This window comes from Scleromatobacter humisilvae, from assembly GCF_023231945.1.
Classification (GTDB): domain Bacteria; phylum Pseudomonadota; class Gammaproteobacteria; order Burkholderiales; family Burkholderiaceae_C; genus Scleromatobacter; species Scleromatobacter humisilvae.
This window is the reverse complement of sequence record NZ_JAJLJH010000002.1, coordinates 310202-332106: the sequence shown is the minus strand read 5'-3', so window position 1 is coordinate 332106 and position 21905 is coordinate 310202. Positions and strand designations below refer to the sequence as shown.

Annotated in this window: 22 protein-coding genes; 5 read left to right on the top strand and 17 right to left on the bottom strand. The window is 70.3% G+C overall.

Annotated features, from left to right (window positions below; genetic code table 11):
• On the bottom strand, positions 1 to 912 hold the full coding sequence (locus LPC04_RS10850) for a YihY/virulence factor BrkB family protein (protein WP_275682235.1): 912 nt from the start codon (positions 910 to 912) through the stop codon (positions 1 to 3).
• 68 nt (positions 913 to 980) lie between these two features.
• Between LPC04_RS10850 and LPC04_RS10845 the strand changes: the two genes are divergently transcribed.
• On the top strand, positions 981 to 1271 hold the full coding sequence (locus tag LPC04_RS10845) for a YciI family protein (RefSeq protein ID WP_275682234.1): 291 nt from the start codon (positions 981 to 983) through the stop codon (positions 1269 to 1271).
• Here the strand turns inward: LPC04_RS10845 and LPC04_RS10840 are convergent.
• The 7 genes from LPC04_RS10840 to LPC04_RS10810 all read right to left on the bottom strand — a co-directional run bounded on the left by LPC04_RS10840 (position 1268) and on the right by LPC04_RS10810 (position 8743).
• Positions 1268 to 1843, bottom strand: a complete 576-nt coding sequence (locus tag LPC04_RS10840) for a flavodoxin family protein (protein WP_275682233.1) — start codon at positions 1841 to 1843, stop codon at positions 1268 to 1270. The two genes, LPC04_RS10845 and LPC04_RS10840, sit on opposite strands and share 4 nt — an antisense overlap.
• A 79-nt stretch (positions 1844 to 1922) precedes the next feature.
• A complete protein-coding gene (locus LPC04_RS10835; RefSeq protein WP_275682232.1) occupies positions 1923 to 4130 on the bottom strand; it encodes a xanthine dehydrogenase family protein molybdopterin-binding subunit in 2208 nt (735 codons plus the stop codon).
• Positions 4127 to 5113 (bottom strand): FAD binding domain-containing protein, encoded by a 987-nt coding sequence (locus LPC04_RS10830; protein ID WP_275682231.1) that lies wholly within the window; start codon positions 5111 to 5113, stop codon positions 4127 to 4129. Before LPC04_RS10830 ends, LPC04_RS10835 begins: the two co-directional genes overlap by 4 nt.
• Positions 5110 to 5769, bottom strand: a complete 660-nt coding sequence (locus LPC04_RS10825; RefSeq protein ID WP_275682230.1) for a 2Fe-2S iron-sulfur cluster-binding protein — start codon at positions 5767 to 5769, stop codon at positions 5110 to 5112. The genes LPC04_RS10830 and LPC04_RS10825 overlap by 4 nt, the downstream gene beginning before the upstream one ends.
• An 81-nt stretch (positions 5770 to 5850) precedes the next feature.
• A complete protein-coding gene (locus LPC04_RS10820) occupies positions 5851 to 6774 on the bottom strand; it encodes a sigma-70 family RNA polymerase sigma factor (protein WP_275682658.1) in 924 nt (307 codons plus the stop codon).
• Positions 6775 to 6972: 198 nt separating this feature from the next.
• On the bottom strand, positions 6973 to 7479 hold the full coding sequence (locus tag LPC04_RS10815; RefSeq protein WP_275682229.1) for a GAF domain-containing protein: 507 nt from the start codon (positions 7477 to 7479) through the stop codon (positions 6973 to 6975).
• A gap of 46 nt (positions 7480 to 7525) precedes the next feature.
• On the bottom strand, positions 7526 to 8743 hold the full coding sequence (locus tag LPC04_RS10810) for a GAF domain-containing sensor histidine kinase (protein WP_275682228.1): 1218 nt from the start codon (positions 8741 to 8743) through the stop codon (positions 7526 to 7528).
• A gap of 114 nt (positions 8744 to 8857) precedes the next feature.
• Between LPC04_RS10810 and LPC04_RS10805 the strand changes: the two genes are divergently transcribed.
• Positions 8858 to 10297: a DHA2 family efflux MFS transporter permease subunit gene (locus tag LPC04_RS10805; RefSeq protein WP_275682227.1), complete on the top strand. Its 1440-nt coding sequence runs from the start codon at positions 8858 to 8860 to the stop codon at positions 10295 to 10297.
• A 277-nt stretch (positions 10298 to 10574) separates the two neighbouring features.
• Here the strand turns inward: LPC04_RS10805 and LPC04_RS10800 are convergent, their stop codons facing one another.
• Positions 10575 to 10889: an ATPase with chaperone activity gene (locus LPC04_RS10800; protein ID WP_275682226.1), complete on the bottom strand. Its 315-nt coding sequence runs from the start codon at positions 10887 to 10889 to the stop codon at positions 10575 to 10577.
• Positions 10890 to 11000: 111 nt separating this feature from the next.
• On the opposite strand from LPC04_RS10800, the gene LPC04_RS10795 reads away from it, so the two are divergent.
• Positions 11001 to 11999: a DedA family protein/thiosulfate sulfurtransferase GlpE gene (locus LPC04_RS10795; RefSeq protein ID WP_275682225.1), complete on the top strand. Its 999-nt coding sequence runs from the start codon at positions 11001 to 11003 to the stop codon at positions 11997 to 11999.
• On the opposite strand, the gene LPC04_RS10790 is transcribed toward LPC04_RS10795, so the two are convergent.
• From LPC04_RS10790 to LPC04_RS10765, 6 genes are all read right to left on the bottom strand, one after another.
• Positions 11951 to 13066, bottom strand: coding sequence for a catalase family protein (locus LPC04_RS10790; RefSeq protein ID WP_275682224.1), 1116 nt, complete (start codon positions 13064 to 13066; stop codon positions 11951 to 11953). The genes LPC04_RS10795 and LPC04_RS10790 overlap by 49 nt on opposite strands.
• 61 nt (positions 13067 to 13127) lie before the next feature.
• Positions 13128 to 13559: a thioredoxin TrxC gene (trxC, locus tag LPC04_RS10785; protein ID WP_275682223.1), complete on the bottom strand. Its 432-nt coding sequence runs from the start codon at positions 13557 to 13559 to the stop codon at positions 13128 to 13130.
• A gap of 50 nt (positions 13560 to 13609) precedes the next feature.
• Positions 13610 to 14362, bottom strand: coding sequence for a response regulator (locus LPC04_RS10780; protein WP_275682222.1), 753 nt, complete (start codon positions 14360 to 14362; stop codon positions 13610 to 13612).
• Positions 14363 to 14613: 251 nt separating this feature from the next.
• Positions 14614 to 15327: a flagellar basal body L-ring protein FlgH gene (locus LPC04_RS10775; RefSeq protein ID WP_275682221.1), complete on the bottom strand. Its 714-nt coding sequence runs from the start codon at positions 15325 to 15327 to the stop codon at positions 14614 to 14616.
• Positions 15328 to 15349: 22 nt separating this feature from the next.
• Positions 15350 to 15889 (bottom strand): cell division protein FtsI, encoded by a 540-nt coding sequence (locus LPC04_RS10770; protein ID WP_275682220.1) that lies wholly within the window; start codon positions 15887 to 15889, stop codon positions 15350 to 15352.
• Between the two features lie 17 nt (positions 15890 to 15906).
• Positions 15907 to 16641, bottom strand: a complete 735-nt coding sequence (locus tag LPC04_RS10765; RefSeq protein ID WP_275682219.1) for a hypothetical protein — start codon at positions 16639 to 16641, stop codon at positions 15907 to 15909.
• 248 nt (positions 16642 to 16889) lie between these two features.
• On the opposite strand from LPC04_RS10765, the gene LPC04_RS10760 reads away from it, so the two are divergent.
• A complete protein-coding gene (locus tag LPC04_RS10760) occupies positions 16890 to 19457 on the top strand; it encodes a hybrid sensor histidine kinase/response regulator (protein WP_275682218.1) in 2568 nt (855 codons plus the stop codon).
• Positions 19458 to 19553: 96 nt separating this feature from the next.
• On the opposite strand, the gene LPC04_RS10755 is transcribed toward LPC04_RS10760, so the two are convergent.
• Entirely contained in the window at positions 19554 to 20303 is a 750-nt protein-coding gene (locus LPC04_RS10755) for a ZIP family metal transporter (RefSeq protein WP_275682217.1), read from the bottom strand.
• 62 nt (positions 20304 to 20365) lie between these two features.
• On the opposite strand from LPC04_RS10755, the gene LPC04_RS10750 reads away from it, so the two are divergent.
• Positions 20366 to 20788: a Fur family transcriptional regulator gene (locus LPC04_RS10750; RefSeq protein ID WP_275682216.1), complete on the top strand. Its 423-nt coding sequence runs from the start codon at positions 20366 to 20368 to the stop codon at positions 20786 to 20788.
• Between the two features lie 16 nt (positions 20789 to 20804).
• On the opposite strand, the gene LPC04_RS10745 is transcribed toward LPC04_RS10750, so the two are convergent.
• Positions 20805 to 21875 (bottom strand): flavodoxin family protein, encoded by a 1071-nt coding sequence (locus tag LPC04_RS10745; protein WP_275682215.1) that lies wholly within the window; start codon positions 21873 to 21875, stop codon positions 20805 to 20807.
• Positions 21876 to 21905 lie beyond the last annotated feature (30 nt).

Genomic DNA, 21905 nt, shown 5'->3' with positions numbered 1-21905 from the left:
TCAGCGGAAGCGCACGGCCGGCCGCGCCTCGACAAGGTCGGGGGTCGCGGCCGCTGCGGGCGTGTCCTGCCGCGAACCGAACGCGTGCGCGTAGGCCCACGTGAACTCCGCGCCGAACAGGAAGATCTGCGCCGAGTAGTAGACCCAGGCCAGCAGCACGGCCAGCGAGCCCGCCGCGCCGAAGCCCGACGCCAGCGCGCTCTTGCCGATGTAGAGCCCGATCAGGAACTTGCCGATCGAGAACAGGAAGGCCGTCACCAGCGCGCCGATGCCGACGTCGCGCCACTCGATCGTCGCCTGCGGCATGAAGCGGTAGATCATGGCGAACAGCGCGGTGGTCAGCACGAAGCTGACGACGAAGTTGACGCCGTGCGCGAAGCCTTCCCAGCCCACCAGCGCCGACGTCGACCAGCTCGCGAACGCATCGAACGCGGCGCTCGCGGCCAGCGACACGAGCAGCATGAAGCCCATCGCGAAGATCATGCCGATCGACAGCAGCCGCGTGCGGATGAAGGCCCACCAGCTCGAGACCTTCTGCTTCGTGGGCACCTGCCAGATCCGGTTGAGGTCGTCCTGCAGCTCGGCGAACACCGAGGTCGCGCCGATCACCAGCACCACCACGCCGGTGACGGTGGCGAGGATGCCCGACGAGGGCTTGGACACGTTCTTCAGCAGATCCTGGATCGCCTGCGCGCCGTTCTGGCCGATCAGGCCCTGCAGCTGGTCGACCACCGCGCCCTGCGCCGCGTCGCGCCCGAACACGAGGCCGGCGACCGAGATCGCGATCAGCAGCAGCGGCGCGATCGAGAACACGGTGTAGTACGACAACGCGGCGCCCATGCTCTGCGCGTGGTCGTCGATCCAGGCGTTGGTGGCCTTGGACAGGACGGTGCCGAGGCGGCGCAGGTACATTGGGATCCTCGCGGTGGTTGCGTCGTCCCGACGGCAACACCCATGCCCGACCGCATCGCCCTCACGCCATGTTCATCGTCACGCTGACCTACCTGAAGCCCGTCGAGGAGATCGACGCCCTGATGCACGACCACGTCGAGTGGCTCAAGAAAGGCTACGAGGACGGCCTGTTCATCGCCTCGGGACGCCGCATCCCGCGCACCGGCGGCGTGATCCTCGCAAGGTCCGGCGACGAGGCGGCGCTGCGCGAGAACCTCGCCCGCGACCCGTTCGTGATCCACGGTGCCGCGCGCTGCGACGTCGTCGAGTTCGCGCCCAGCATGACGTCGCCGGGCGCGGAAGTGCTCAAGTCGCTCTAGCCGACGAGCTTGGCCGCGATCTCGGCGACGCGCTTGCCGTGCAGCTTCGCGGTCTCGAGATCGCCCGAACGCGGCGCTTCCTCCGGCGAGGCGTCCGACGGCGAGATGGACAGCGTGCCCGCGAAGCCGGCCGTCCAGTTGATGTCGGCGTGGCTGTGTTCCTTCTTGTTGGACGGCATCAGCCCGGTGCCGACCCAGAACTGGCCGTGCTGCTGCGACAGCGTCCAGAAGTACGTCATGGTCGAGAACTTGTCGCCGTTGGTGGAGGCCGAGTTGGTGAAGCCGGCGGCGACCTTGTTCTTCCAGGCCTGCGTGAACCAGGGCTTGGACGAGGCGTCGGCGAACTTCTTGAACTGCCAGGCCGGGCCGCCCATGTAGGTCGGGCTGCCGTAGATCACGGCGTCGGCGCGCGAGATCTCTTCCCAGCTGGCTTCCGGGATGTTGCCCTCGGCGTCGATGCGGTAGAGCGTGGCGTGGGTGTCGGCGGCCGACGCGGCGCCGGCATGGATGGCCTCGGCCAGCTTGGCGGTGTGGCCATAGCCGCTGTAGTAGATGATGGCGACGTTCGTCATGGCGCTTTTCCGGTGTGGTGAGGGAAGCCGCCATTCTGTTGGCGAACCGGAAGCCCCGTCGCCCGCGGGGCTGTCGAGTTCAGAGCAGCTTGTCCAGCGTGATCGGCAAGTCGCGCACGCGCTTGCCGGTGGCGTTGAAGATGGCGTTGGCCACCGCGCCGGTCACGCCGGTCATCGAGACCTCGCCCAGCCCCTTCGCCCCCAGCGAGTTGACGTGCGGGTCGACCTCGTCGACGAAGCCGACGTCGATGTCGCCGATGTCGGCGTTGACCATCACGTGGTACTCCGCCAGGTTGGCGTTGACGAAGCGGCCGCTGCGCGGGTCGAGCACCGACTCCTCGGTCAGCGCCATGCCCAGCCCCCAGACGATGCCGCCCAGCAGCTGGCTGTGCGCCGTCTTCGCGTTGATGATGCGGCCGGCGCCGAAGCGGCCGACGATGCGCGGCACGCGCACGATGCCGAGGTCGCGGTCGACGTGCACCTCGGCGAACACGGCGCCGAACGAGTTCATCGAGAACTGCCTGTCCTCGTCGCCCGGCTTGCTGTTGCCGTCGGCGACCAAGGGCGCGCCGCCGAGGCGGCTCAGCAGCACGGCCACGTTGTCGCGCCTGCCCTCGCCGGTCTTCGCGCGCAGCCAGCCGTCCTCGATCGTGACGTCTTCGGCCGCGGCGCCGTGCAACGGCGACTCCGGGTCCGCGATGGCCTTGGCGACGAGCTGGCTGCGCGCATCCGCGCACGCCGCGTCGACCGCCGAGCCCACGCTCTCCATCGTCATCGACCCGGCCGAGATCGGTGCCTCGGGCAGGCGGGTGTCGCCCAGCTCGAAGCGCACGCGGCCCACCGGCAGGCCCAGCGCGTCCGCGGCGACCTGGGCCATCACCGTGGTGTTGCCGCAGCCGATCTCCGACGTGCTGGAGCTGACCAGCGCGCGGCCGTCGGCGGTGATGCGCACGCGCGCCGCACACGGGCTGCGCTTGGCCGGCCGCGTCGCGCTTGCGCAGCCCAGGCCGACCAGCCAGTGGCCATCGCGCAGTGCGCCGGGCGTCGTGCTGCGTCGCGACCAGCCGATGCGCCCGGCGCCGACGCGGTAGCACTCGGCGAGCGACTTGCTCGAATACGGCGCGTTCTTCTGCTCGTCGCGCGGCGCGTCGTTGCGCAGGCGGAACTCGATGGGGTCGATGCCCGCGGCGAACGCCAGCTCGTCGAGCGCGCTCTCCAGCGCGAACATGCCCGTGGATTCGCCGGGCGCGCGCTGGAAGGTCGGCGTGCCGACGTTGAGCTTGACCAGCCGGTGCGCGGTCGCCACGGCCGGGCTCGCGTAGAGCTGGCGCGTGACGACGGCGCAGCTCTCGACCCAGTCCTCGATCACGGAGGTCGTCGACGTCGACTGGTGTTCGAGCGCGGTCAGGCGGCCCTGCTCGTCGCAGCCGACGCGAAGCGTCTGCGCGGTGCGCGGCCGTCCGCCCACCGGTCCGAACAGCTGCGGCCGCTGCATCACCAGCCGCACCGGCCGCCCGAGCTGGCGCGCCGCCATCGCCGCGAGGATCACGTGCGACCACGCCGAGCCCTTGCCGCCGAACGCGCCGCCGACGAAGGACGAACGCACGTGCACGAGCTCGGGCGGGATGCCGAAGGTCTTGGCCAGCGTCCGCCGCACGCCGGCCACGTACTGCGTCGAGTCCTCGATGGACAGCTTCTCGCCGTCCCAGCTCGCCAGCGTCGCGTGCGGCTCCATCGGGTTGTGGTGCTGGAACGGCGTGGTGTAGCCCAGCTCGACGCGATGAGCGGCCGAGGCGAGGCCGGCCTCGATGTCGCCGCGCGTGGTATCGGGCGGCGCGCCGTTGAACTTGTCCGGGGCGTACGCGTTCGGCCTCTCGGCCTCGAAGTCGACCTTCGCCTCCGCGCGCGCATACGTCACGCGCACGAGCGCGGCGGCGCCGTTCGCCTGTTCGATCGTCTCGGCCACGACCACCGCGATCGGCTGGTTGCTGTAGGCGACCTGGTCGTCCTGCAGCAGCGACAGCACGCGGCCCTCCGGCGGATGGGCGGCGGCCTTGCCGTCCTGCGGCAGCTTCATCGCGTTCGCGTGCGTGATCACCGCGACGACGCCCGGCGCGCGTTCGGCGGCCGCGGCGTCGATGCGGGCGATGCGCCCGCTGGCGATGGTGCTGGTGACGAGCACGGCGTGGGCCATGCGCGGCGGCGCGAGGTCGCCGGTGTAGTGGGCCTGGCCGCAGACCTTGAGCGGGCCGTCGACCCGGTCCAGTGGGGCGCCGACGCTCGTCATGCCTGGGCTCCCGCCGTCTGCAGCGCCCGCACGATCGCGCGTCGCGCCAGCGTCAGCTTGAACCCGTTCTGCGACGCGGGACGCGCGCCCTGCAGCAACAGGTCGGCCGCCTCGCCGAACGCGGCGTCGGAGGGCTCGTGTCCGACGAGACGCGCCTCGGCCTCGGGACGCCGCCACGGCTTGTGCGCGACGCCGCCGAGCGCGAGCGCCGCGTCGCGGATCACGCCGCCGCGCACGTCCAGCGCCGCGGCCACGGAGACGAGCGCGAACGCGTAGCTCGCGCGGTCGCGCACCTTCAGGTAATGGGCATGGCCGGCGAAGCCGTCGGGCGGCAGGTCGACGCCGAGGATCAGCTCGCCCGCGGCCAGCGTCGTGTCGCGCTGCGGCGTGTCGCCGGGCAGCCGGTGGAAGTCGGCCATCGCGATCGCGCGTTCCCCGCGCGGGCCGCGCACGTGCACCTGCGCGCGCAGGGCCGCGAGCGCGACGCACATGTCGGACGGATGCGTCGCGATGCAGGCCGCGCTGGCGCCCAGGATCGCGTGGTTGCGATTGATGCCGCCGACCGCGCCGCAGCCGCTGCCCGGCGCGCGCTTGTTGCAATGCTCGAAGCCGGTGTCGTAGAAGTACGGGCAGCGCGTCCGCTGCAGCAGGTTGCCGCCGACGGTGGCCATGTTGCGCAGCTGCGGCGACGCGCCGGCCAGCAGCGCCTGGCTCAGCAACGGGTAGCGCGTGCGGATCAGCGGGTGGTTGGCGACATCCGAGTTGCGTGCCATCGCGCCGATGCGCGCGCCGCCGTCGGCGGTGGCCGTCACGTCGGCCAGCGGCAGCCGGCTGACGTCGATCAGCAGCATCGGCTGCACGACGCCGCCCTTCGCAAGATCGATCAGGTTGGTGCCGCCGCCGAGGAAGTGCGCCCCGGGCGTGAGTCCGAGGCGCAACGCCTCGTCGATGCTCTGCGCGCGCCGGTAGCCGAACGGCGTCATGCCACGCCCTCCTGCTTCGCAACGATGCGCACCGCGCGCACGATGTTGGCGTAGGCGCCGCAACGGCACAGGTTGCCGCTCATGCGCTCGCGGATCTCGGCGTCGCCGAGCGGCACGGCGCCCTGCTGCCGCACATCCGGCGTGACCGCGCTGCAGTCGCCGCGCCGGGCCTCTTCCATCAGCGCGACGCCCGAGCAGATCTGGCCGGGCGTGCAATAGCCGCACTGGAACGCGTCCTCGGCGATGAACGCCGCCTGCAGCGGATGCAGCTGGCCGGGCTGTCCGAGGCCCTCGATGGTGGTGATCTCGTCGCCGTCGTGCGCCAGCGCCAGCGCGATGCACGAGTTGATGCGGCGGCCGTCGACGATGACCGTGCAGGCGCCGCACTGCCCGCGGTCGCAGCCCTTCTTGGTGCCGGTCAGCCCGAGGTTGTCGCGCAGCGCGTCCAGCAGCGTGACGCGGGGCTCCACGTGCAGCGCATGGTTCTGGCCGTTGACGCGCAAAGTGAGCCCGACGGGCGGCGCGGACGGCGGGGTCTCGGGCTCCGAGCGCGCGGCCCGGGCCTGTCCGACGACCAGCGGCGCGCCGGCGAGCGCGCCGGCCGATTGCAGGAAGCCGCGTCGCGTGGCGCCCGCGGGCGGGGAATCGTGGGACATGGCGGACGGTGGCGGGGCCGGCGTTGCGACCCGGGAGGGGCAGCAATCGGCGTGCGCGACCGTCGCGCCTTCAGCGCGGCGTCAGGCGGTCTCGCCGCCCTCGCCGCCGCCGGATGTCTCGGCCGACGCCGTCTTGCGGCCGCGGCGTGCGCCGAAGCGGTTGTCGGGCGCGGTGAGCGCGTCCTCGAGCAGCGTGCCCCAGCGCATCTGCGCCTCGCGCGAGGCGACCAGGGTCTCGAACTCGGGCCCGGAACGCGACGGGTAGACGCGGTCGAGGGCGCGCTGGTCCTTCTGCGCGAAGTGCGTGGTGATGCGCTTGACCGTGGCCTGGTAGATCTGCGACACCCGCGAGGTGCTGACACCCAGCGATTCGGCGACCTCCTCGGTGCTCATGCCGATGCCCATGTAGGCGTCGATGACCTGGCGCTCGCGCTCGGGCAGCGTCGCGAAGAACTTCTCGAGGCGGCGCAGCAGGATGGCCGTGTCGACCCGCGCCTCGACCTCGTCGTTGGCGGTGGCGGCGTGGCTGCCCTGCGGGGTGTAGTGCTCGCCGTCGTCGTCGTCGTCGTTGAGGCTCTGCGTCTGCGCGGTGGAGGCGGCTTGCTCGAGCTCGGCGATCTCGTTGACCTCGATGCCGCACACCTCGCTCAGCTCGCTGAGGCTGGGCGGCTGGTCGTGGCCCTGCATCCAGCGCTCGCGGGCGATCTGGATCACCTTGAACTTGCGCCGCTGCGAGCGGCTCAGTTGATCCATCTGGCGCAGTTCGTCGAGCATCGCGCCCTTGACGCGCAGTTGCGCGTAGCGGAGGAAGGCTTCGCGGCCCTCTTCGCTGTCCGGATCGCCTTCCCACTGGAAGTTCATGGCCGCCTGCGCGACGCCAATGAGCCCGGCCTGGATCAGGTCGGCCTTCTCGACGTTGGCCGGCAGTCGGCGCGACAGCGCGCTGGCTTGCTTCCGCACCCACGATTCATGGCGCGCGATCAGTGACGAAGGAACACCCTGCATGGAAATCATGGGGTGATCATATGCAGACAATCGCCGAACCATGGCGATCTTTTCTGCAATCCAAGGGTCAAATCCCTCGAAGCGCGACGAAGTTGTGCGTTTTTTGCAGTCGCCCTGTGGGGAGGCCTGGACGGTTTGGCCGACATGAGGTCAACGGCGCGCCGCGTGTCGCGCCGATACCCACAAACCCTGATCCGCTCAGGGCCAGTCGGTGCCCGCGGCGAGCGCCGCGACGGCCTCGGCGAAGCCGCGCGCATCCTCGGCGTCGAAGCGCGCGGTCAGCGGGCTGTCGAGGTCGAACACCGCGACGAGCCGGTCGCCGACGACCACCGGCAGCACCAGCTCCGAATTGGACGCCGAATCGCAGGCGATGTGGCCGGGGAACGCGTGCACGTCCTCCACCAGCTGGATCTCGCGCGAGCGCGCGCAGGCGCCGCAGACGCCCTTGCTGAACGGGATGCGCACGCAGGCGACCTTGCCCTGGAACGGCCCGACCACCAGCTCCTCGCCGCGCGCCAGGTAGAAGCCGGCCCAGTTGAGATCGGGCACCGACTGGTGCACGAGTGCCGAGAACTGCGAGAGGTTGGCGATCCAGTCGCGCTCGCCCTCCAGGACGGAGCGCACCTGGGCGACCAGCAGTTCGTACGACGCGCGCTTGGCGTCGGGGGTGGACATGTCGAGGGTATCGGCGACTTCGAAGCTCATGGCGCGATTGTCGCCGAGCCGGACGACAGCCGCGGCCGTACGGGCTTCAGAGCCGGATCGGCAGCCGCGCGGTGAACGTCGTGCCCCGCTCCGCCGACGACGTGGCCGTCAGGCGGCCGCCATGCGAGCGCGCGATCTGGCTGCAGATGTAGAGCCCGAGGCCCAGGCCCTCGCGCGCGGCGGTGCGGCGCCAGAACGGCTCGAAGACGCGGTCGATGCGGTCGGCGGGAATGGGTTCGCCGTCGTTGCGAACCTCGATGACGACGTCCGCGCCGTCGAGGAAGGCGCGCACGCCCACCGGCGCGCTCTCCAGCCCGTGCGACAGCGCGTTGGCCAGCAGGTTGGACAGCAGCTGCTGGATGCGCTCGAGGTCGCAGCGCACCGGGCCGTCGACGGCGATGTCGGCGACGATCGCGCGCTCGGGATGCGCCTCGCGCAGTTCGGCGGTGACGCCCTCGAGCGACAGGCCCAGCGTGGTCGTCTCCTCGAGCTCGACGCCGATGCCGCTGCCGAGCCGTCCGCGCGCGAAGTCCAGCACGTCGTTGATCAGCCCGGACATGCGCCGGGCGCTGCGCTCGATGCGTTGCGCCGCGGTGACCACGGCGGCCGGATCGCCCGCCTTGCGCTTGAGCAGCACCGCGCCCATCGCGATGGCCGCCAGCGGGTTGCGCAGGTCGTGGCCCAGCACGGCGATGAACTGCTCGCGCAGCTCGCCCGCCTCGCGCTCGTTCATCAGCAGCGACTCGGTGCGCGCGTGGCGGCGGTCGCTTTCCAGCTGCAGCGCGATCAGCTGCGCGAACAGCTCGAACATGTCCATGACCTTGGGCTCGCGCATCTTGTGCGGCTGGGCGTCGATCGCGCACAGGTTGCCGAAGTACTCGCCGTCGGCGAGCTTGATCGGCACCGACGCGTAGCTCTCGATCTGGTAGATGCGCGGCGTGTGGTGCGTGCAGAAGACCGGATCCTGGCTCGCGTGGTCGATGAAGATCGCCTGGTTGGTGGAACGCACGTCGTGGCACAGCGTCGACGCCAGCGGCAGCTCGCCGCCGGGCATCAGGCCGAACGAGACGCGATCCTCGACGGCGCAGGCGACCCACTTCTCGTCGGTGACGCGCGCGACCGCGGCGAAGCCCATCCCCGTCGTCTCGCACAGCACCTTGAGCAGGCGCGGCACCGCCTCGATGCGGGCGATGGCGGCGATGTCCTGCTCGATGGTCGAGGCGGCGACGTTGCGCATGGCGAGCGATGGGCTGAGCGCGTTCATGGAGCGGCCACTATACGCAAAGCACGCTGAACACGAGTGCGGTCTCGCGACGCCGCACGGCCGGGAGACCATGATCGCCCCGTCCGGCGCCGCTTCGCGCCAGAATGGGCCGCGATGGAGTCCACCCGCACCCAGCGCTACCTGCCCTGGATCGTCGCGACCGCGCTGTTCATGGAGCAGCTCGACTCGACGATCGTCAACACCGGCATCCCAGCCATGGCCGCGAGCCTGGGGGTCACGCCGCTGAGCCTGAAGGCGGTCGTCACGAGCTACATCCTGTCGCTGGCCGTCTCGATCCCCATCAGCGGCTGGCTGGCCGAGCGCTACGGCAGCCGGCGCATCTTCCTGATCGCACTGGGGCTGTTCACGGTCTCGTCGGTGCTGTGCGGGCTGGCGCCCAATGCCAGCCTGCTGGTCGCCGCGCGCGTGCCGCAGGGCGTGGCCGCGGCGATGATGATGCCCGTGGGCCGCAGCGCGGTCGTGCGCACCTTCCCGAAGTCCGAACTGCTGCGGGTGATGAACTTCATCATCATCCCGGCGTTGATCGGTCCGCTGCTGGGCCCGACCGTCGGCGGCCTGATCGTGCACTGGCTGTCGTGGCGCGACATCTTCTTCGTCAACGTGCCGGTGGGCCTCGCCGCGCTGTGGCTGGGGCGCCAGTTCATGCCCGACTACCGCACCGAGAGCCCGCCGCCGCTGGACGTCGTCGGCCTGGTGCTGTTCGGCTCGGGCGTGGCGCTGCTGTCGTGGCTGCTGGAGGTGTTCGGCGAGCACACGATCCCGGCGCTGCAGATGACCGTGCTGCTGCTGCTGTCGGTCGTGCTGCTGCTGGCCTACGGCTGGCACGCGACGCAGGTGCCGTTCCCGCTGCTGCGGCTGGACGTGTTCAAGGTGCGCACCTTCCGCATCTCGGTCCTCGGCGGCTTCGTCACCCGGCTGGGCATCGGCGGCCTGCCCTTCCTGCTGCCGCTGCTGTACCAGCTCGGGCTGGGGCTGCCGGCCTGGGAGTCGGGGCTGCTGATGATGCCGGCGGCGGCGTCGGCGATGTTCATGAAGGTGATGTCGTCGCGCCTGCTGCGCCAGTTCGGCTATCGCCAGGTGCTGATCGTCAACACGGTGCTGATCGCCGGCGGCATCGCGACGTACTCGCTGATCGGGCCGGGCGCCTCCGTGTGGGCCATCATTCCGCTGGGCCTGGTGCTGGGGCTGTTCAACTCGCTGCAGTTCTCCAGCCTCAACACGATGGCCTACGCCGACATCGAGGGCGCCGACGCGTCCATGGCCAGCACGATCGCGAGCACGTTGCAGCAGATGTCGCTGAGCTTCGGCCTGGCGGTGGCGTCGCTGGTGACCGTCTTCTTCCTGGCCGACCTGCCGCAGTCCGACCACGCGGCCGTCACGCGCGCGCTCCACCACGGCTACATCACGATGTCGGTGCTGACGCTGGTCTCGTCGCTGGCTTTCTGGGGGCTGCGCAAGAACGATGGCGAGAGCGTGAGCAAAGGCACGCCGGCGCAGCATGAGGGTGAACCCCGACAGTCGGAACTGTCCTGAAATCCGCCGCTTCTCCTACAAATGGACGCCACGGACGTCGGCACAATACAAAGCATCCGAAGTACGAAACCGGCCGCAAATTGGGCGGAACGATGGGAACCCGTCACCCAGTACTCGCAGGAAACCGTCGTCTCGATCCGTCCTGACGTTCGGAAGATGTGCCCGCCTCCAGCAATGGTTGCGGGCATATTCTTTTGTGGAACTCAGTTTGGGGATCGCGGACGCCGCGCTCGGCCGCTCCGGAGCAAGGGCGCGGCCCCCTCGGGCGGCTGGGGGCTCACGCTTTCCACTTGGGTCGATCCCACTCGAGCAGTTCGGCGAGGCGCCTGATGATCCACTCGCCCTCGTTGGGCGGCACCGGCGCGTCCTCGCCCATCAGGCCGGCGTGCATCCTCTCCAGCACGTCCGCCTCGGTGATGCTCAGCTGCCACTGCAACGTCTGGGCCCGTTCCACCAGCATCGTGGCGAGCGCCTCGCAGAACTCGTAGCGCTGCGTGATCGCCTGCCGCGTCGCGCTCGGCTTCGTGCGTCCGGGTTCGACGAACAGCGCGATGAACGACGGCGGGATCTCGATCTGGTTCTCGTCTGACATGGCCCGATTGTCGCCGCAGGCCGAGACCGGCTACAGCCCTGCGCCGAATGTGCTTCGCAAGGCGCGGTATCCTCCGGCCATCGCCCTTCCACCCGTGTGCCCTGCTCCGCCATGCGCGAACTGATCCCGCTCCTCATTGCCCACGGCGCGTTGATCGTCTTCGTGATCACGCTCGCCGCGCGCGTCGGCGCGCCCGTGCCGGCCGCCCCGTTGCTGGTGGTGGCTGGCGGCGTCGCGATGGCCGGGCAGATCTCGCTCGTCGTCTGCCTGGCGGCCTCGGTGGTCGCCAACGTGCTGGGCGACGCCGTCTGGTACCAGGCCGGACGCTGGCGCGGCCACCGCGTCATGAAGCTGCTGTGCCGCATCTCGCTGTCGCCCGACACCTGCGTGCGCCAGAGCGAGGGCATCCTGTCGAAATGGGGCGGCAGCTCGCTCATCGCCGCCAAGTTCCTGCCCGGCATCTCCGTCGTGGCGGCGCCGATGGCCGGCGCGCTGGGCATGTCGTGGAAGCGCTTCATCAGCTACGACGTCGGCGCCGCGCTCATCTGGACGCTGGTCTTCCTGATGATCGGCGTGCTCTTCGCAGGGCAGATCGTCGTCGTGCTCGACTTCATGACCGAGTTCGGCACCATCGCCGGCGTCGCCATCGTCATCGCGCTGACCACGATGATCATCTATCGCTGGCTGCGCCGCCGCTGGATGCTCAGCGACCGCTACGCGCCGCGCATCGCCGTCAACGAGCTGCGCGAGCTGATCCGCCGCGGCGAGGCGCCGATCGTGATCGACGTGCGCTCGTCGGTGGCGATGCTGCAGGACAACCGCCGCGTGCCCGGCGCGATCGTCGCCACGCTCGCGCAGCTGCCGACGGCCGGCGCCGAGCTGCCGCGCGACCGCGAGGTGGTGCTGTACTGCAACTGCCCCAACGAGGTGTCGGCGCTGCGCGGCGTGCGCATCCTCGCCGACCTCGGCCACCACCGCGCCCGCGCGCTGCACGGCGGACTGGACGCGTGGATGGAGGTCGAGGCCGTCTCGCCGCTGGGCCAGTTGCCCGCGGCGCTGGATCAGAGCCCGATGTCTCCGATCGTCTTCGGTTCCGAGAGCCCGACCTGATTCCTCGCGGCGCGGAAGCGCTGCGCCGCCTCGTAGGCGCCCTTGCGCACGCGCATCACGCCGCCCAGCGGCCGGTGCGCGGCCACGCCGTGCCACGGGCTGAACGCGAGGCCCGCGTCGATGGACTGCGCGCGCGCGTCGCTCCACGACGCCTGCGCGCCCATCACGATGCGCGCCACCGGCTGGTAGGGGCTGAGCTTCTCGTCCCAGACGACGCTGGCGTCCTCGACGGGCATCTTCCCGATGTCGGTGCACAGCTGCACGCACAGCTCCCACTCGCCGCCCTGCTCCTCGAAATGCGCGGCCACGGCCTCGCGCAGGCCGTCGGGCTTGTCCTTCAGGTCGACCGGCTCCTGGAACAGCGCCTTCAGCGACGGCGAGGCCGGGCGCACGCAGATCTTGCCGAAGTAGTCGCCGAACAGCACCGGGACCTGCGAGAAGTAGGTCTCGCCCAGCGGGTTGGTCTCGGGATGGCCGCCGAGCGCGATCAGCGTCGCGCTCTTGCCGCCGACGGCCTCGACCGCCTTCTCCAGCCCACGCAGCGCCGCCGACAGCACTTGCTTGCTGCCCTGGGCCTTGTCGGTGGTCGAGGCCAGCAGCTTCAGGTTGCCGGCGAAGGCCTTCGCGGTCGGCTTGTTGAAGGCCGGGCCGTTGACCATGACGAAGTCCTGCGTGACGTCGCCCTCGGTGCCCGGCAGCCGCTCGCCCTCGACGCCGATGATCTTGATGGCCATCGCGCGCGGCGTGGAGACGTCGTCGGGCAGGATGTCGCCCGGCGTCGTGGACAGCCGCATCACCACCGGCAACGTGCCGGGGCGGGCGAAGATGCCCTGCGCCAGTTCGGGCGGCAGGCCTGCCGGGATGCGCAGTTCGCCCACCAGCAGCCCGTGGCTCTTCGCGTGCACGCTGCGGAGCGCCTTGCCGCCGTCGGCGTAGGTCTTCTCCTGGATCCCGTGCATCTGCTCGTCGATGTCCGCCAGCGTCTGCGCCTCGTCGGGCTCCAGCTGCTCGTATGAAGCCTGGAAGCGCAGCGGCGCGACGCTGGTGGATGCGAGCGTTGAGGACATGGGCAGGACTCCGGTCGGTGGATGGGAACCCGCCGACAGGCAATCGCCGCTCCGACCGGCGTCAGGCGGCGCGCGCGAGCTGCGCCTTCGTCCAGGCCGCGATGTCGGCTGCCGACGACGCCCCCGAGCGCCGCGCCACTTCCTTGCCGCCCTTGAACAGGATCAGCGTCGGGATGCTGCGGATGCCGTAGGCCGCGCTGGCCTGCTGCGCGGCGTCGCTGTCGACCTTGGCGAAGCGCACCTCGGGCAGCGACTTGGCCGCGGCCTCGAAGTGCGGCGCCATCTGGCGGCACGGGCCGCACCACGCGGCCCAGAAGTCGACCAGCACCGGCGCCTCGGTGGCGCGGACGAACTTCGGGAAGACGGCGTCGCTCAGCGCCACGGGCTTCGCATCCATCAGCGCGGTGCCGCAGTTGGCGCAGACCGGCTCGTCCTTGAGGCGATCCTCGGGCACGCGGTTGGTGGTGGCGCAGTGGGGGCAGACGAGCAGCATGGCGATTCTCCGTTGGCGCGGGGTGTAGCCACCCGCGGCGAACGGGATGCCTAACGGGCGAGTTCGGCCGTGAACTGGTAGCCGCGCCCTCTCACGGTGCGGATGAATTGCGGATTCTCAAGGGACTCTCGCAGCTTGGCGCGCAGCCGCGAGACGGCCAGGTCGATGCTGCGCTCGTTGCTCTCGCTGGCGGCGCTGCGCGTCAACTCGACGAGCTGGCCGCGGCTGAGCACCTCGCCCGGGTGCTCGGCGAAGGCCGCCAGCAGCCGGTATTCGACGTTGGACAGCGACAGCCCGATGCCCTCGGGGCTGATCAGCATGCGGTTGCGCCAGTCGATCTGCCAGCCGCCGAAGCCGCGCGACGTGGGAACGCCGGCGGGTTCGAAGCGCGGCGCGGCGCCCTCGGGCCCCGATGCGGCCGCCGGCGAAGTGGCCAGCGCGCCGGCGCTGCGCCGCATCAGCGCGTGGATGCGCGCGAGCAGCTCGCGCGGCTCGAAGGGCTTGGCGACGTAGTCGTCGGCGCCCATCTCGAGTCCCAGCACGCGGCTGATCGGATCGCCCTGGGCAGTCAGCATGATGACCGGCATCTTCGAATGCATGCGCAGGTCGCGGCACAGCTCGATGCCGTCGCCGTCGGGCAGCATCAGGTCGAGCAGGACGATGTCGATGCCGCCACGCTGGAGTTCGCGCCGCATCGCGGCCGCGCTGTCGGCGAGACGGGCCTGCAGGCCGTAGCGCGTGAGATGGTCTCCAACGAGTTCGCGCAGCGCGGGGTCGTCGTCGACGATGAGGCAGGTGATCATTCGGCGGCAGGTAACGAGAAGTGAACGCGCCGCAGCATAGCGCGCACGGCAAGGCGTGTCATGGCGCTGCGGCATCGACAAACATTGCAGTCCTGACACAAACGAAAGCGGCCTCGCCGAAGTGGCGAAGCCGCGTTCATGATCGGGAAACGTCGGGCGTCAGCCGGCCGCCGCGCTCGGCCGCTCCGGAGCAAGGCCTGCCGCCCCCTTGGGGGGCTGCCCGCGGACCTTCGCGGGCGGGGGGCGTCATCTCACCAGACGGACAGGCCGTCGGTCAGCAGCTTCTGCAGCCAGCTGCGCGACGCGGTGTCCGCGGTGCCGCCCGAGCCCGTCAACTCGGTCTTGGCGTCGGCCACGTCGCCGGAGGCGACGATGCCGCCGGCCTTGATGTCGAGCGGGTTGACCACGCCCGAGAAGCGCAGCGTGTTGAGCGTGCCGTTGAACATCATGCTGCGCTCGCCGGCCACCACGAGGTTGCCGTTGGACAGCACGTTGATCACGTAGGCCGAGATGCGCGCCTGGAAGGTCGACGTGTTCTGCGAGTTGCCCTTGCCGGTGAACGAATCGCTGCCGGAGGCGACCACGTCCATGTTGGCCAGGCCCTTCAGCAGCGAGCCGAGGCTGTCCGAATGCGTGCCCGGGCCCTTGGACGTGACGGAGTTGTCGCGGCTGTTGACGCTGTTGACGACGCTGCTCGCGTTGAGGCTTTCCGAGATGTCGATCTTGATCGTGTCGCCGATCGCCTGCGGCTTGCGCTGGTCGGAGAACAGCGCGACGTTGTTCATGTTGCCGCGGTAGATGCCCCCGGTGACGGTGCGTTCCGCGTAGCTCGGCGGCGGCACGGGTCGCACCGAGACCGGGCCCTGCACCAGCGGCGAGGGCGAGGCGCAGCCGCCGAGGACGCCGGCGATGACGAGCGCGGACAGGGCCGCCAGGCGGCGGAAAGACAAGGCGAAGAGGTTCACGGGCGATCCTTGGCGATGCGAATCAGTGGTCGAAGCCGGTGACCAGCGCGGTGACGACGGGGGCCAGCTTGCTGCGGCTGGTGGACCACTTGCCCATCTGGAACGCGCCGTCGAGCGCGTAGGCGCTGCTCGAGAGCACGGTGCCGTTCTCGTCACGCAGCGTCAGCGTCGCGTCGCGGATGTAGGACTTGTAGCCGGTGCCGAACGGGGGTGTGTCCCATTCGATGTCGGCGGTGTAGGTGACGCGGAACTTGCACGAGCTCGGCGCGCCACCTTCTTCGTAGATGCGGCTGTCGATCTCGTGGTTGCGCAGCTCGGCCTGCAGCGCGGGCGCGATGTCCGGGTCAGGCGTGAGCGGGTTGTATTCGACGCAGACGGCGTCGAGCGCCGCATGCTCGTGATAGACGGTGTTGCGGGCGCTGCTGGGGCCGTGCGAGATCGCACTGACGGCGACGGCGCCCGTGGCCTTCGCGAGCTCGATGACCGGCGCCGGGCTGATGATGGAGCAGCCCGGGAGCACGACGGCCGCGGCGGCCAGGGCGAGGATCTTGATGGACTTCATGGTGGATCCGACCGGGTTCAGGCGACCGCGCTGAAGCCGCGCGCGATGCCGGCGACGCCCAGCGTCGCGTAGCTGGCGACCCGGCCGGCGACGTTGCCGACGCCGTCGGCCACGTCGCTGATGCCGTCGCCGACGTAGCCGGCCGCGGTCTTGACGCCGTCGACCGCGGTGCCCGCGTAGTCGCGCGCCTTGTGCGAGCCGTTTTCGATGGCCGTCCAGGCCTCGCTGCCCAGGTGCTCAAGTTCGTCGGTGCCCTTCTCGATGCCGTGCAGCGCCTCGGAGGCGACGTGCTCGACGCCGTGCCAGGCGTCGACGGCGACGTCGGCGACGGCCGCGGCGCCCGCCTCGGCGGCGTGCACCACGTCGCCGGCCATGCCCGCGACGTCCTCGGCGCCGGCCTTGATCGTGTCCCAGGCGGCGGCGCCCGCGTCCTCGGCGCCCTGGATCGTGTTGTTGACGCCGTTCTTGACGGCGGCGTAGGCGGCCATCGCGGCGCTGCCGATGTCGGTGATGCCCGTCTCGACCGCCTGGCCGACGTACTTGCCGGCGTCCTCGACCGCGCCCAGCGCCTTCTCGCTGAGCGAGACGGTGGCGCTGGCGCCTTCGGCGATCGCGTCGCCCAGGCCCAGGACGGCGGCACCGGCGACGCCGTATTCCTTCTCGTTCGCCTCGAACTTGCCAGGCTTGATCTGCTCGTTGACCGTGGCATACGGCGAGACGATCGTGCTGGTGGAGGATGTGACGGACGACATGGGACGGACTCCTTGATTCGGATGAACGAATCGTAGAGAGTCCCCGCCGGCCGTAATCGGCAATGAAAGCCGGAAATGAAGGGCAATTCAGCGCCAGCCGAGAAACTATTCTTTACCCGTCTGTGGGGATCCGCGCACCTCCCTGAGCCTTGCGCAGGCATTCGAGCGTGCGTTGGCTGGCGTCGCGCGGGCGCTTATCCTCCGCCAACGCGCTGCGCGACGACGCAGGCCGCTGCCAAGGGAGTCTCATGGACGCTGGAGATGCGAAAGAAGACAGTCGACCCGCCGCGGACGGCGGCTTCCTGCTGAACCAGCCGGCCGACCGCGCGCAGCGCCGGCGTGCCGCCGCCGTCCTGTTCGCCTCCGTGCTGCTGTTCGGCGCGCTGGTGCCCTTCGTTCGCGTGCCGCTGGGCCAGGTGCCCGCCTTCATCCCGATCTACGAATCGGCGCTGCTGACCAACGACGCCATCACCGCGGTGTTGCTGTTCGGCCAGTACCGGATCCTGCGTTCGCGGGCGCTGATGGTGCTGGCCTGCGCCTACCTGTTCACCGCGCTGATGACCGTCATCCACGCGCTGACCTTCCCCGGCGTGTTCTCGGCGCCGGGGCTGCTGGGCGCCGGTCGGCAGACGACATCGGCGCTCTACATGTTCTGGCATGCCGGCTTTCCGCTGTTCGTGCTGGCCTACGCCACCATGAAGCGGCGCGAGGCCGGCGCCGTCAAGCCGGCGTCCGCCGCCGACGCCTCCTGGCACGCGCCCGCTCCCGCGCGTGACGCGCTCGCGCTCGCGATGCCCGCCGCCACCGTGGCGCTGGCCGCGCTGCTCGCGGCGTGGGCCACGCTGGGCCAGGACTGGCTGCCCACGCTGATCGAGCCGCACCGCTTCGGCATCGCGCTGACGATCAGCGCGTCCAGCATCTGGGCGCTGAGCCTGGTCGTCGTGGCCGCGCTGTGGCGCCATCGGCCGCACTCGGTGCTGGACCTGTGGCTCAGCGTGTCGCTGGTGGCCTGGTCCTTCGACGTCGCGCTGTCGTCGATGCTCAACGCCGCGCGCTACGACCTCGGCTTCTACGCCGGCCGCATCTACGGCCTGATCGCGGGCAGCGCGGTGCTGATCGAGTTGCTGCTGGAGAACGGCGCGCTCTACGCCCGCCTCGTGCGCGTGCACCACAACGACCGCCGCCAGGCCAGCGCGCTGCGCGTCGCGCGCGACGAGGCGCGCTCCGCCGACGCCGCCAAGGGCCTGTTCCTGGCCAACATGAGCCACGAGATCCGCACGCCGATGAACGCCGTCATCGGCCTGACCACCCTGGTGCTGCAGACGCGCCTGGACGAGACGCAGCGCGACTACCTCACGAAGGTGCAGACCTCGTCGAAGGCGCTGCTGACGCTGCTCAACGACATCCTCGACTACTCCAAGATCGAGGCCGGCAAGGTCGCGCTGGAGGCCGAGGAGTTCAGCCCCGAGGAAACGATCGAGAACGTGGGCAACCTGTTCTCGGCCAAGGTCGAGGAGGCCGGGCTCGACCTGCTGTTCGAGATCGACCGCGACATGCCGCCGCGCCTGGTCGGCGACGCGCTGCGGCTGACGCAGGTGCTCAACAACCTGGTCGGCAACGCGATCAAGTTCACGTCGGTCGGCGAGGTCGTGATCGGCGCGCGCGTGGTCTCGCGCAGCGACGACCAGGTCGAGCTCGCGTTCTCGGTGCGCGACACCGGCATCGGCGTCACGCCCGAACAGGCCGAGCGCCTGTTCAACGTGTTCCAGCAGGCCGAACGCTCCACCGCGCGCAAGTACGGCGGCACCGGGCTCGGGCTGGCGATCTGCAAGCGGCTCGTCGAGCTGATGGGCGGCCGCATCGAGGTGGCGCCGGCGCCCGGCGGCGGCAGCATCTTCGGCTTCACGTCGAAGTTCGCCGTCGCCAGGGGCGCGGTCGAGCGCATCGACCTGCACCGCATCCGCGGCATGCGCACGCTGGTCGTCGACGGCCAGCCCACGGAGCGGCTGATCCTGCAGCAGATGCTCCAGAGCTGGCGCTTCCAGGTCGGCACGGCGTCCTTCCCCGACGACGCGCTGCACAAGCTGCGCCGCGCCGACCCGGCCGCGCCGCACGAACTGATGCTGCTCGATTGGAAGACGGGCGACCTCGACCTGCTGCTGAAGGCCCGCCGAGCGGTCGAGGAGCACCGCGCCGAACGCCGCGGCGCGCCGCTGTCGGTGATCGCGATGACCTCGCTCGCGTCGCGCGAGCGCGTGGCCGAGGCCTTGAAGGGCCTGCTGGGCGTGGGCATCGTCGTCAAGCCGGTGACGCCCTCGCGCCTGTTCGACACCGTCGTCCACCTGCAGCACGGCGAGGCGCCGCCACGACGCGCGGACGAGGGCCGCTTCGACCTCGCCGAGGCGATGCGCGCCATCCGCGGCGCCCGCGTGCTGCTGGCCGAGGACAACCCGGTCAACCAGCAGGTCGCCGCGGCCTTCCTCAGTGCCGGCGGGCTGGAGGTGACGCTGGCGGAGAACGGTGTCGAGGCCGTCGAGTGGGTCAAGAAGATGCGCTTCGACGTCGTGCTGATGGACATGCAGATGCCCGACATGGACGGCACCCAGGCCACGCGCCTGATCCGCAAGCTGCCGCAGGGCATCGGCCTGCCCATCATCGCGATGACGGCCGCGGCGATGGAGTCGGACCGCCAGGAGTGCCTGGCCGCCGGCATGAACGCGCACGTGGCCAAGCCGATCGACGCCGAGAAGCTCGTGAAGACGCTGCTCGAATGGGTGTCGATGGCGGACATCGCGCGCAACCGCCCGGCGTCCTGAGCTCCCGGCTACTTCTTCGGCAACGCATACGTGATCACGAACGCGACGCCGCCGGCCGTCATCACGGGGCCGCCGAGGTTGGGCACGCCCAGCGACTCAGGGCGAGAGCCGCACGACCGCGTAGACGAAGGCCGCGCCGCAGCAGGTCAGCGCGATCAGCTTCGTCGCCACGCCGGGGCCGGCGCGCGAGTGGGCCTCGGGCAGGATGTCGGAGACGCCGATGTACAGCAGGAAGCCGGCGAAGAAGCCGAGGTAGGTCATGAGCTGGAACGGCGGGATCGCGAACGCCAGCGTCAGCAGCACGCCCACCAGGGGCGCGACGGCGTCGACCGCCAGCATCGTCAGCGCGCGCCGCGTCGAGTTCCGGTGGCGCAACATCAGGCTGACCGTGTTGAGGCCGTCCGAGAAGTCGTGCGCGATCACCGCCATCGCAACGGTCACGCCCACCATCGCCGACACCTGGAAGCCGATGCCGATCGCCACGCCGTCCATGCAGCTGTGCCCCGCCAGCACCGCGGCGGACGCGAGGCCGACGTTGGGATGGTGGTGGTGCGAGTAGTGATCCTCCTGCGCCGGATGCACGAGCACGAACTTCTCGAGGCTGTGGAACAGCAGGAAGCCGACCACCAGCGCGATCATCGAGGCCGACGGGTCGAAGCCGTGGGTGCGCGCGAGCGCGAAGATCTCCGGCAGCAGGTCGAACGCGACGACGCCCAGCAGCACGCCTGCGGTGAAACCCAGCAGGTAGTGCAGGCGGTCGCGGAAGCGCAGCGCCATCGCGCCGCCGGCCAGCGTCGAGACCACGGCAGCGGCGGTCAGGGCGACCGGGGAGAATCCAGCAAGCATCGCTTAATGATAATGCATCCTCAATATCATCAGGCGTGGCAGAATTTGGACCGAGGATCGCCATGGAACGAGCCACCCGCCAGAACACCGCCATCCGAGAGGCCATCGCCGCCGCCGGACGCCCGCTCTCGCCCACCGAGGTGCTGGACGAGGCGCGCCGCCACGTCGCCGCGCTGGGCCTGGCCACGGTCTATCGCAATCTGAAGTCGCTGGTCGACGCCGGCGAGATCCAGGTCGTGACGCTGCCGGGCGAGGCCGCGCGCTACGAGCTCGCGCGGCATGGGCATCACCACCATTTCCGCTGCGACGCCTGCCAGCGCGTGTTCGACGTCCACGACTGCCCCGGCGACCTCGCCGGACTCGCGCCGCCGGGCTTCAGCGTCTCGCGCCACGAGATCACGCTCTACGGACGCTGCAGCGATTGCCAGCCGGCGCGCAGGCGCGGCGCCAAGAAGGCGCCGCCGCCGCACGGCCACTCCCACTGACGGGCGGCCGCGGGCGTCATTTCGGGCGCGGTCGCCGGAGATTCGGCTGCACCGCCGCCAGGGTTCCGGTGCGCAGTTCCTTGACCGCATGCGCGACGGCCAGCGCCACGTTGCGCGCCTCCTGCTGCACCGGCAGGTCGAGATCGAGCGTCTCGTGGCTCGTCGCGTACGGCTCGTAGTAGCCGATGAAGCGATCGAGCTGCGCCGGCTGGCCGGAGTCGATGAGGCCCATCCAGTCCAGCCAGTCGGTGAGGCTGCGGCGCGATCCCTCGATGCCGGCGACGTCGCCGTGCACCATCACCCCGTAGGCGCGTCCGGCCACGTGCTGCGGATAGTCCCAGCCCTTCATCTCGAGGTCCTTGGCCTGCGCCGCCTTCTTGCCGTGCGTCGACGACGGGTCGTCGTTGCCGCCGTCGGCACAGACCATGCGGTCGATCATCAGCTTGAGCGGGCTCGGCGACTGGTACCAGTAGACCGGCGTGACGATGACGATGGCGTGCGCGGCGACCCAGCGCGGGTAGATCTCGTTCATCCAGTCGCCGGTCTGCCCCAGCGCGTGGTTGGGATAGCAGCTGCAGGGCCAATGGCACAGCGGCATCGCGGTCGACACGCACCCCTTGCACGGGTGGATCCTGCGGCCGTATTCGGAGGTCGTCAGGCTCAGGTCCAGCGTGTCGACCAGCATGCCCTGCCCTTCGAGTTCCTCGGTCATCCACTTCGCGAGACGGAACGACTTCGAGATCTCGCCGGGACAACTGCCGTCGTTGCGAGACGAGCCGTTGATCACCAGCACGCGCGATGGCGACGTCGCGTCGGCCCACGTCGCCTGCGCCGCGGCGATCGCGTCCTTGGCGGCCAGCCAGTCGACGGACAGGTCGTAGTCAGGATCGGCGTAGCCCGGGCCGGCCTTGCGCGTCACGGGCGACTTGCGTTCGGCCTTGTAGTTGATCCACGCGATCTCCTCGATGCGGACCAGCGCCTCCTTCTCGGCCTGGAACGCGGGATCGCGGAACGAGGCCTGGTAGCGCTCGCCGAACTCGCTGCGGGAAAGCTGTCCGGGCGCCTGGCCCCGGCGGACTTCGGTCATGGTGTGCCCTCCTCGTCGGATGGGCCGACC

What these genes read in the sequence shown, in the direction of transcription:
- LPC04_RS10755 (WP_275682217.1), bottom strand. Translation starts at nt 20,303, where the DNA reads ATGCTTGCTGGATTCTCCCCGGTCGCCCTGACCGCCGCTGCCGTGGTC.
- LPC04_RS10840 (WP_275682233.1), bottom strand. Translation starts at nt 1,843, where the DNA reads ATGACGAACGTCGCCATCATCTACTACAGCGGCTATGGCCACACCGCC.
- LPC04_RS10810 (WP_275682228.1), bottom strand. Translation starts at nt 8,743, where the DNA reads ATGAACGCGCTCAGCCCATCGCTCGCCATGCGCAACGTCGCCGCCTCG.
- LPC04_RS10795 (WP_275682225.1), top strand. Translation starts at nt 11,001, where the DNA reads ATGCGCGAACTGATCCCGCTCCTCATTGCCCACGGCGCGTTGATCGTC.
- LPC04_RS10760 (WP_275682218.1), top strand. Translation starts at nt 16,890, where the DNA reads ATGGACGCTGGAGATGCGAAAGAAGACAGTCGACCCGCCGCGGACGGC.
- LPC04_RS10765 (WP_275682219.1), bottom strand. Translation starts at nt 16,641, where the DNA reads ATGTCGTCCGTCACATCCTCCACCAGCACGATCGTCTCGCCGTATGCC.
- LPC04_RS10830 (WP_275682231.1), bottom strand. Translation starts at nt 5,113, where the DNA reads ATGACGCCGTTCGGCTACCGGCGCGCGCAGAGCATCGACGAGGCGTTG.
- LPC04_RS10770 (WP_275682220.1), bottom strand. Translation starts at nt 15,889, where the DNA reads ATGAAGTCCATCAAGATCCTCGCCCTGGCCGCCGCGGCCGTCGTGCTC.
- LPC04_RS10850 (WP_275682235.1), bottom strand. Translation starts at nt 912, where the DNA reads ATGTACCTGCGCCGCCTCGGCACCGTCCTGTCCAAGGCCACCAACGCC.
- LPC04_RS10825 (WP_275682230.1), bottom strand. Translation starts at nt 5,769, where the DNA reads ATGTCCCACGATTCCCCGCCCGCGGGCGCCACGCGACGCGGCTTCCTG.
- LPC04_RS10815 (WP_275682229.1), bottom strand. Translation starts at nt 7,479, where the DNA reads ATGAGCTTCGAAGTCGCCGATACCCTCGACATGTCCACCCCCGACGCC.
- LPC04_RS10750 (WP_275682216.1), top strand. Translation starts at nt 20,366, where the DNA reads ATGGAACGAGCCACCCGCCAGAACACCGCCATCCGAGAGGCCATCGCC.
- trxC (WP_275682223.1), bottom strand. Translation starts at nt 13,559, where the DNA reads ATGCTGCTCGTCTGCCCCCACTGCGCCACCACCAACCGCGTGCCCGAG.
- LPC04_RS10820 (WP_275682658.1), bottom strand. Translation starts at nt 6,774, where the DNA reads ATGCAGGGTGTTCCTTCGTCACTGATCGCGCGCCATGAATCGTGGGTG.
- LPC04_RS10800 (WP_275682226.1), bottom strand. Translation starts at nt 10,889, where the DNA reads ATGTCAGACGAGAACCAGATCGAGATCCCGCCGTCGTTCATCGCGCTG.
- LPC04_RS10745 (WP_275682215.1), bottom strand. Translation starts at nt 21,875, where the DNA reads ATGACCGAAGTCCGCCGGGGCCAGGCGCCCGGACAGCTTTCCCGCAGC.
- LPC04_RS10805 (WP_275682227.1), top strand. Translation starts at nt 8,858, where the DNA reads ATGGAGTCCACCCGCACCCAGCGCTACCTGCCCTGGATCGTCGCGACC.
- LPC04_RS10790 (WP_275682224.1), bottom strand. Translation starts at nt 13,066, where the DNA reads ATGTCCTCAACGCTCGCATCCACCAGCGTCGCGCCGCTGCGCTTCCAG.
- LPC04_RS10835 (WP_275682232.1), bottom strand. Translation starts at nt 4,130, where the DNA reads ATGACGAGCGTCGGCGCCCCACTGGACCGGGTCGACGGCCCGCTCAAG.
- LPC04_RS10845 (WP_275682234.1), top strand. Translation starts at nt 981, where the DNA reads ATGTTCATCGTCACGCTGACCTACCTGAAGCCCGTCGAGGAGATCGAC.
- LPC04_RS10780 (WP_275682222.1), bottom strand. Translation starts at nt 14,362, where the DNA reads ATGATCACCTGCCTCATCGTCGACGACGACCCCGCGCTGCGCGAACTC.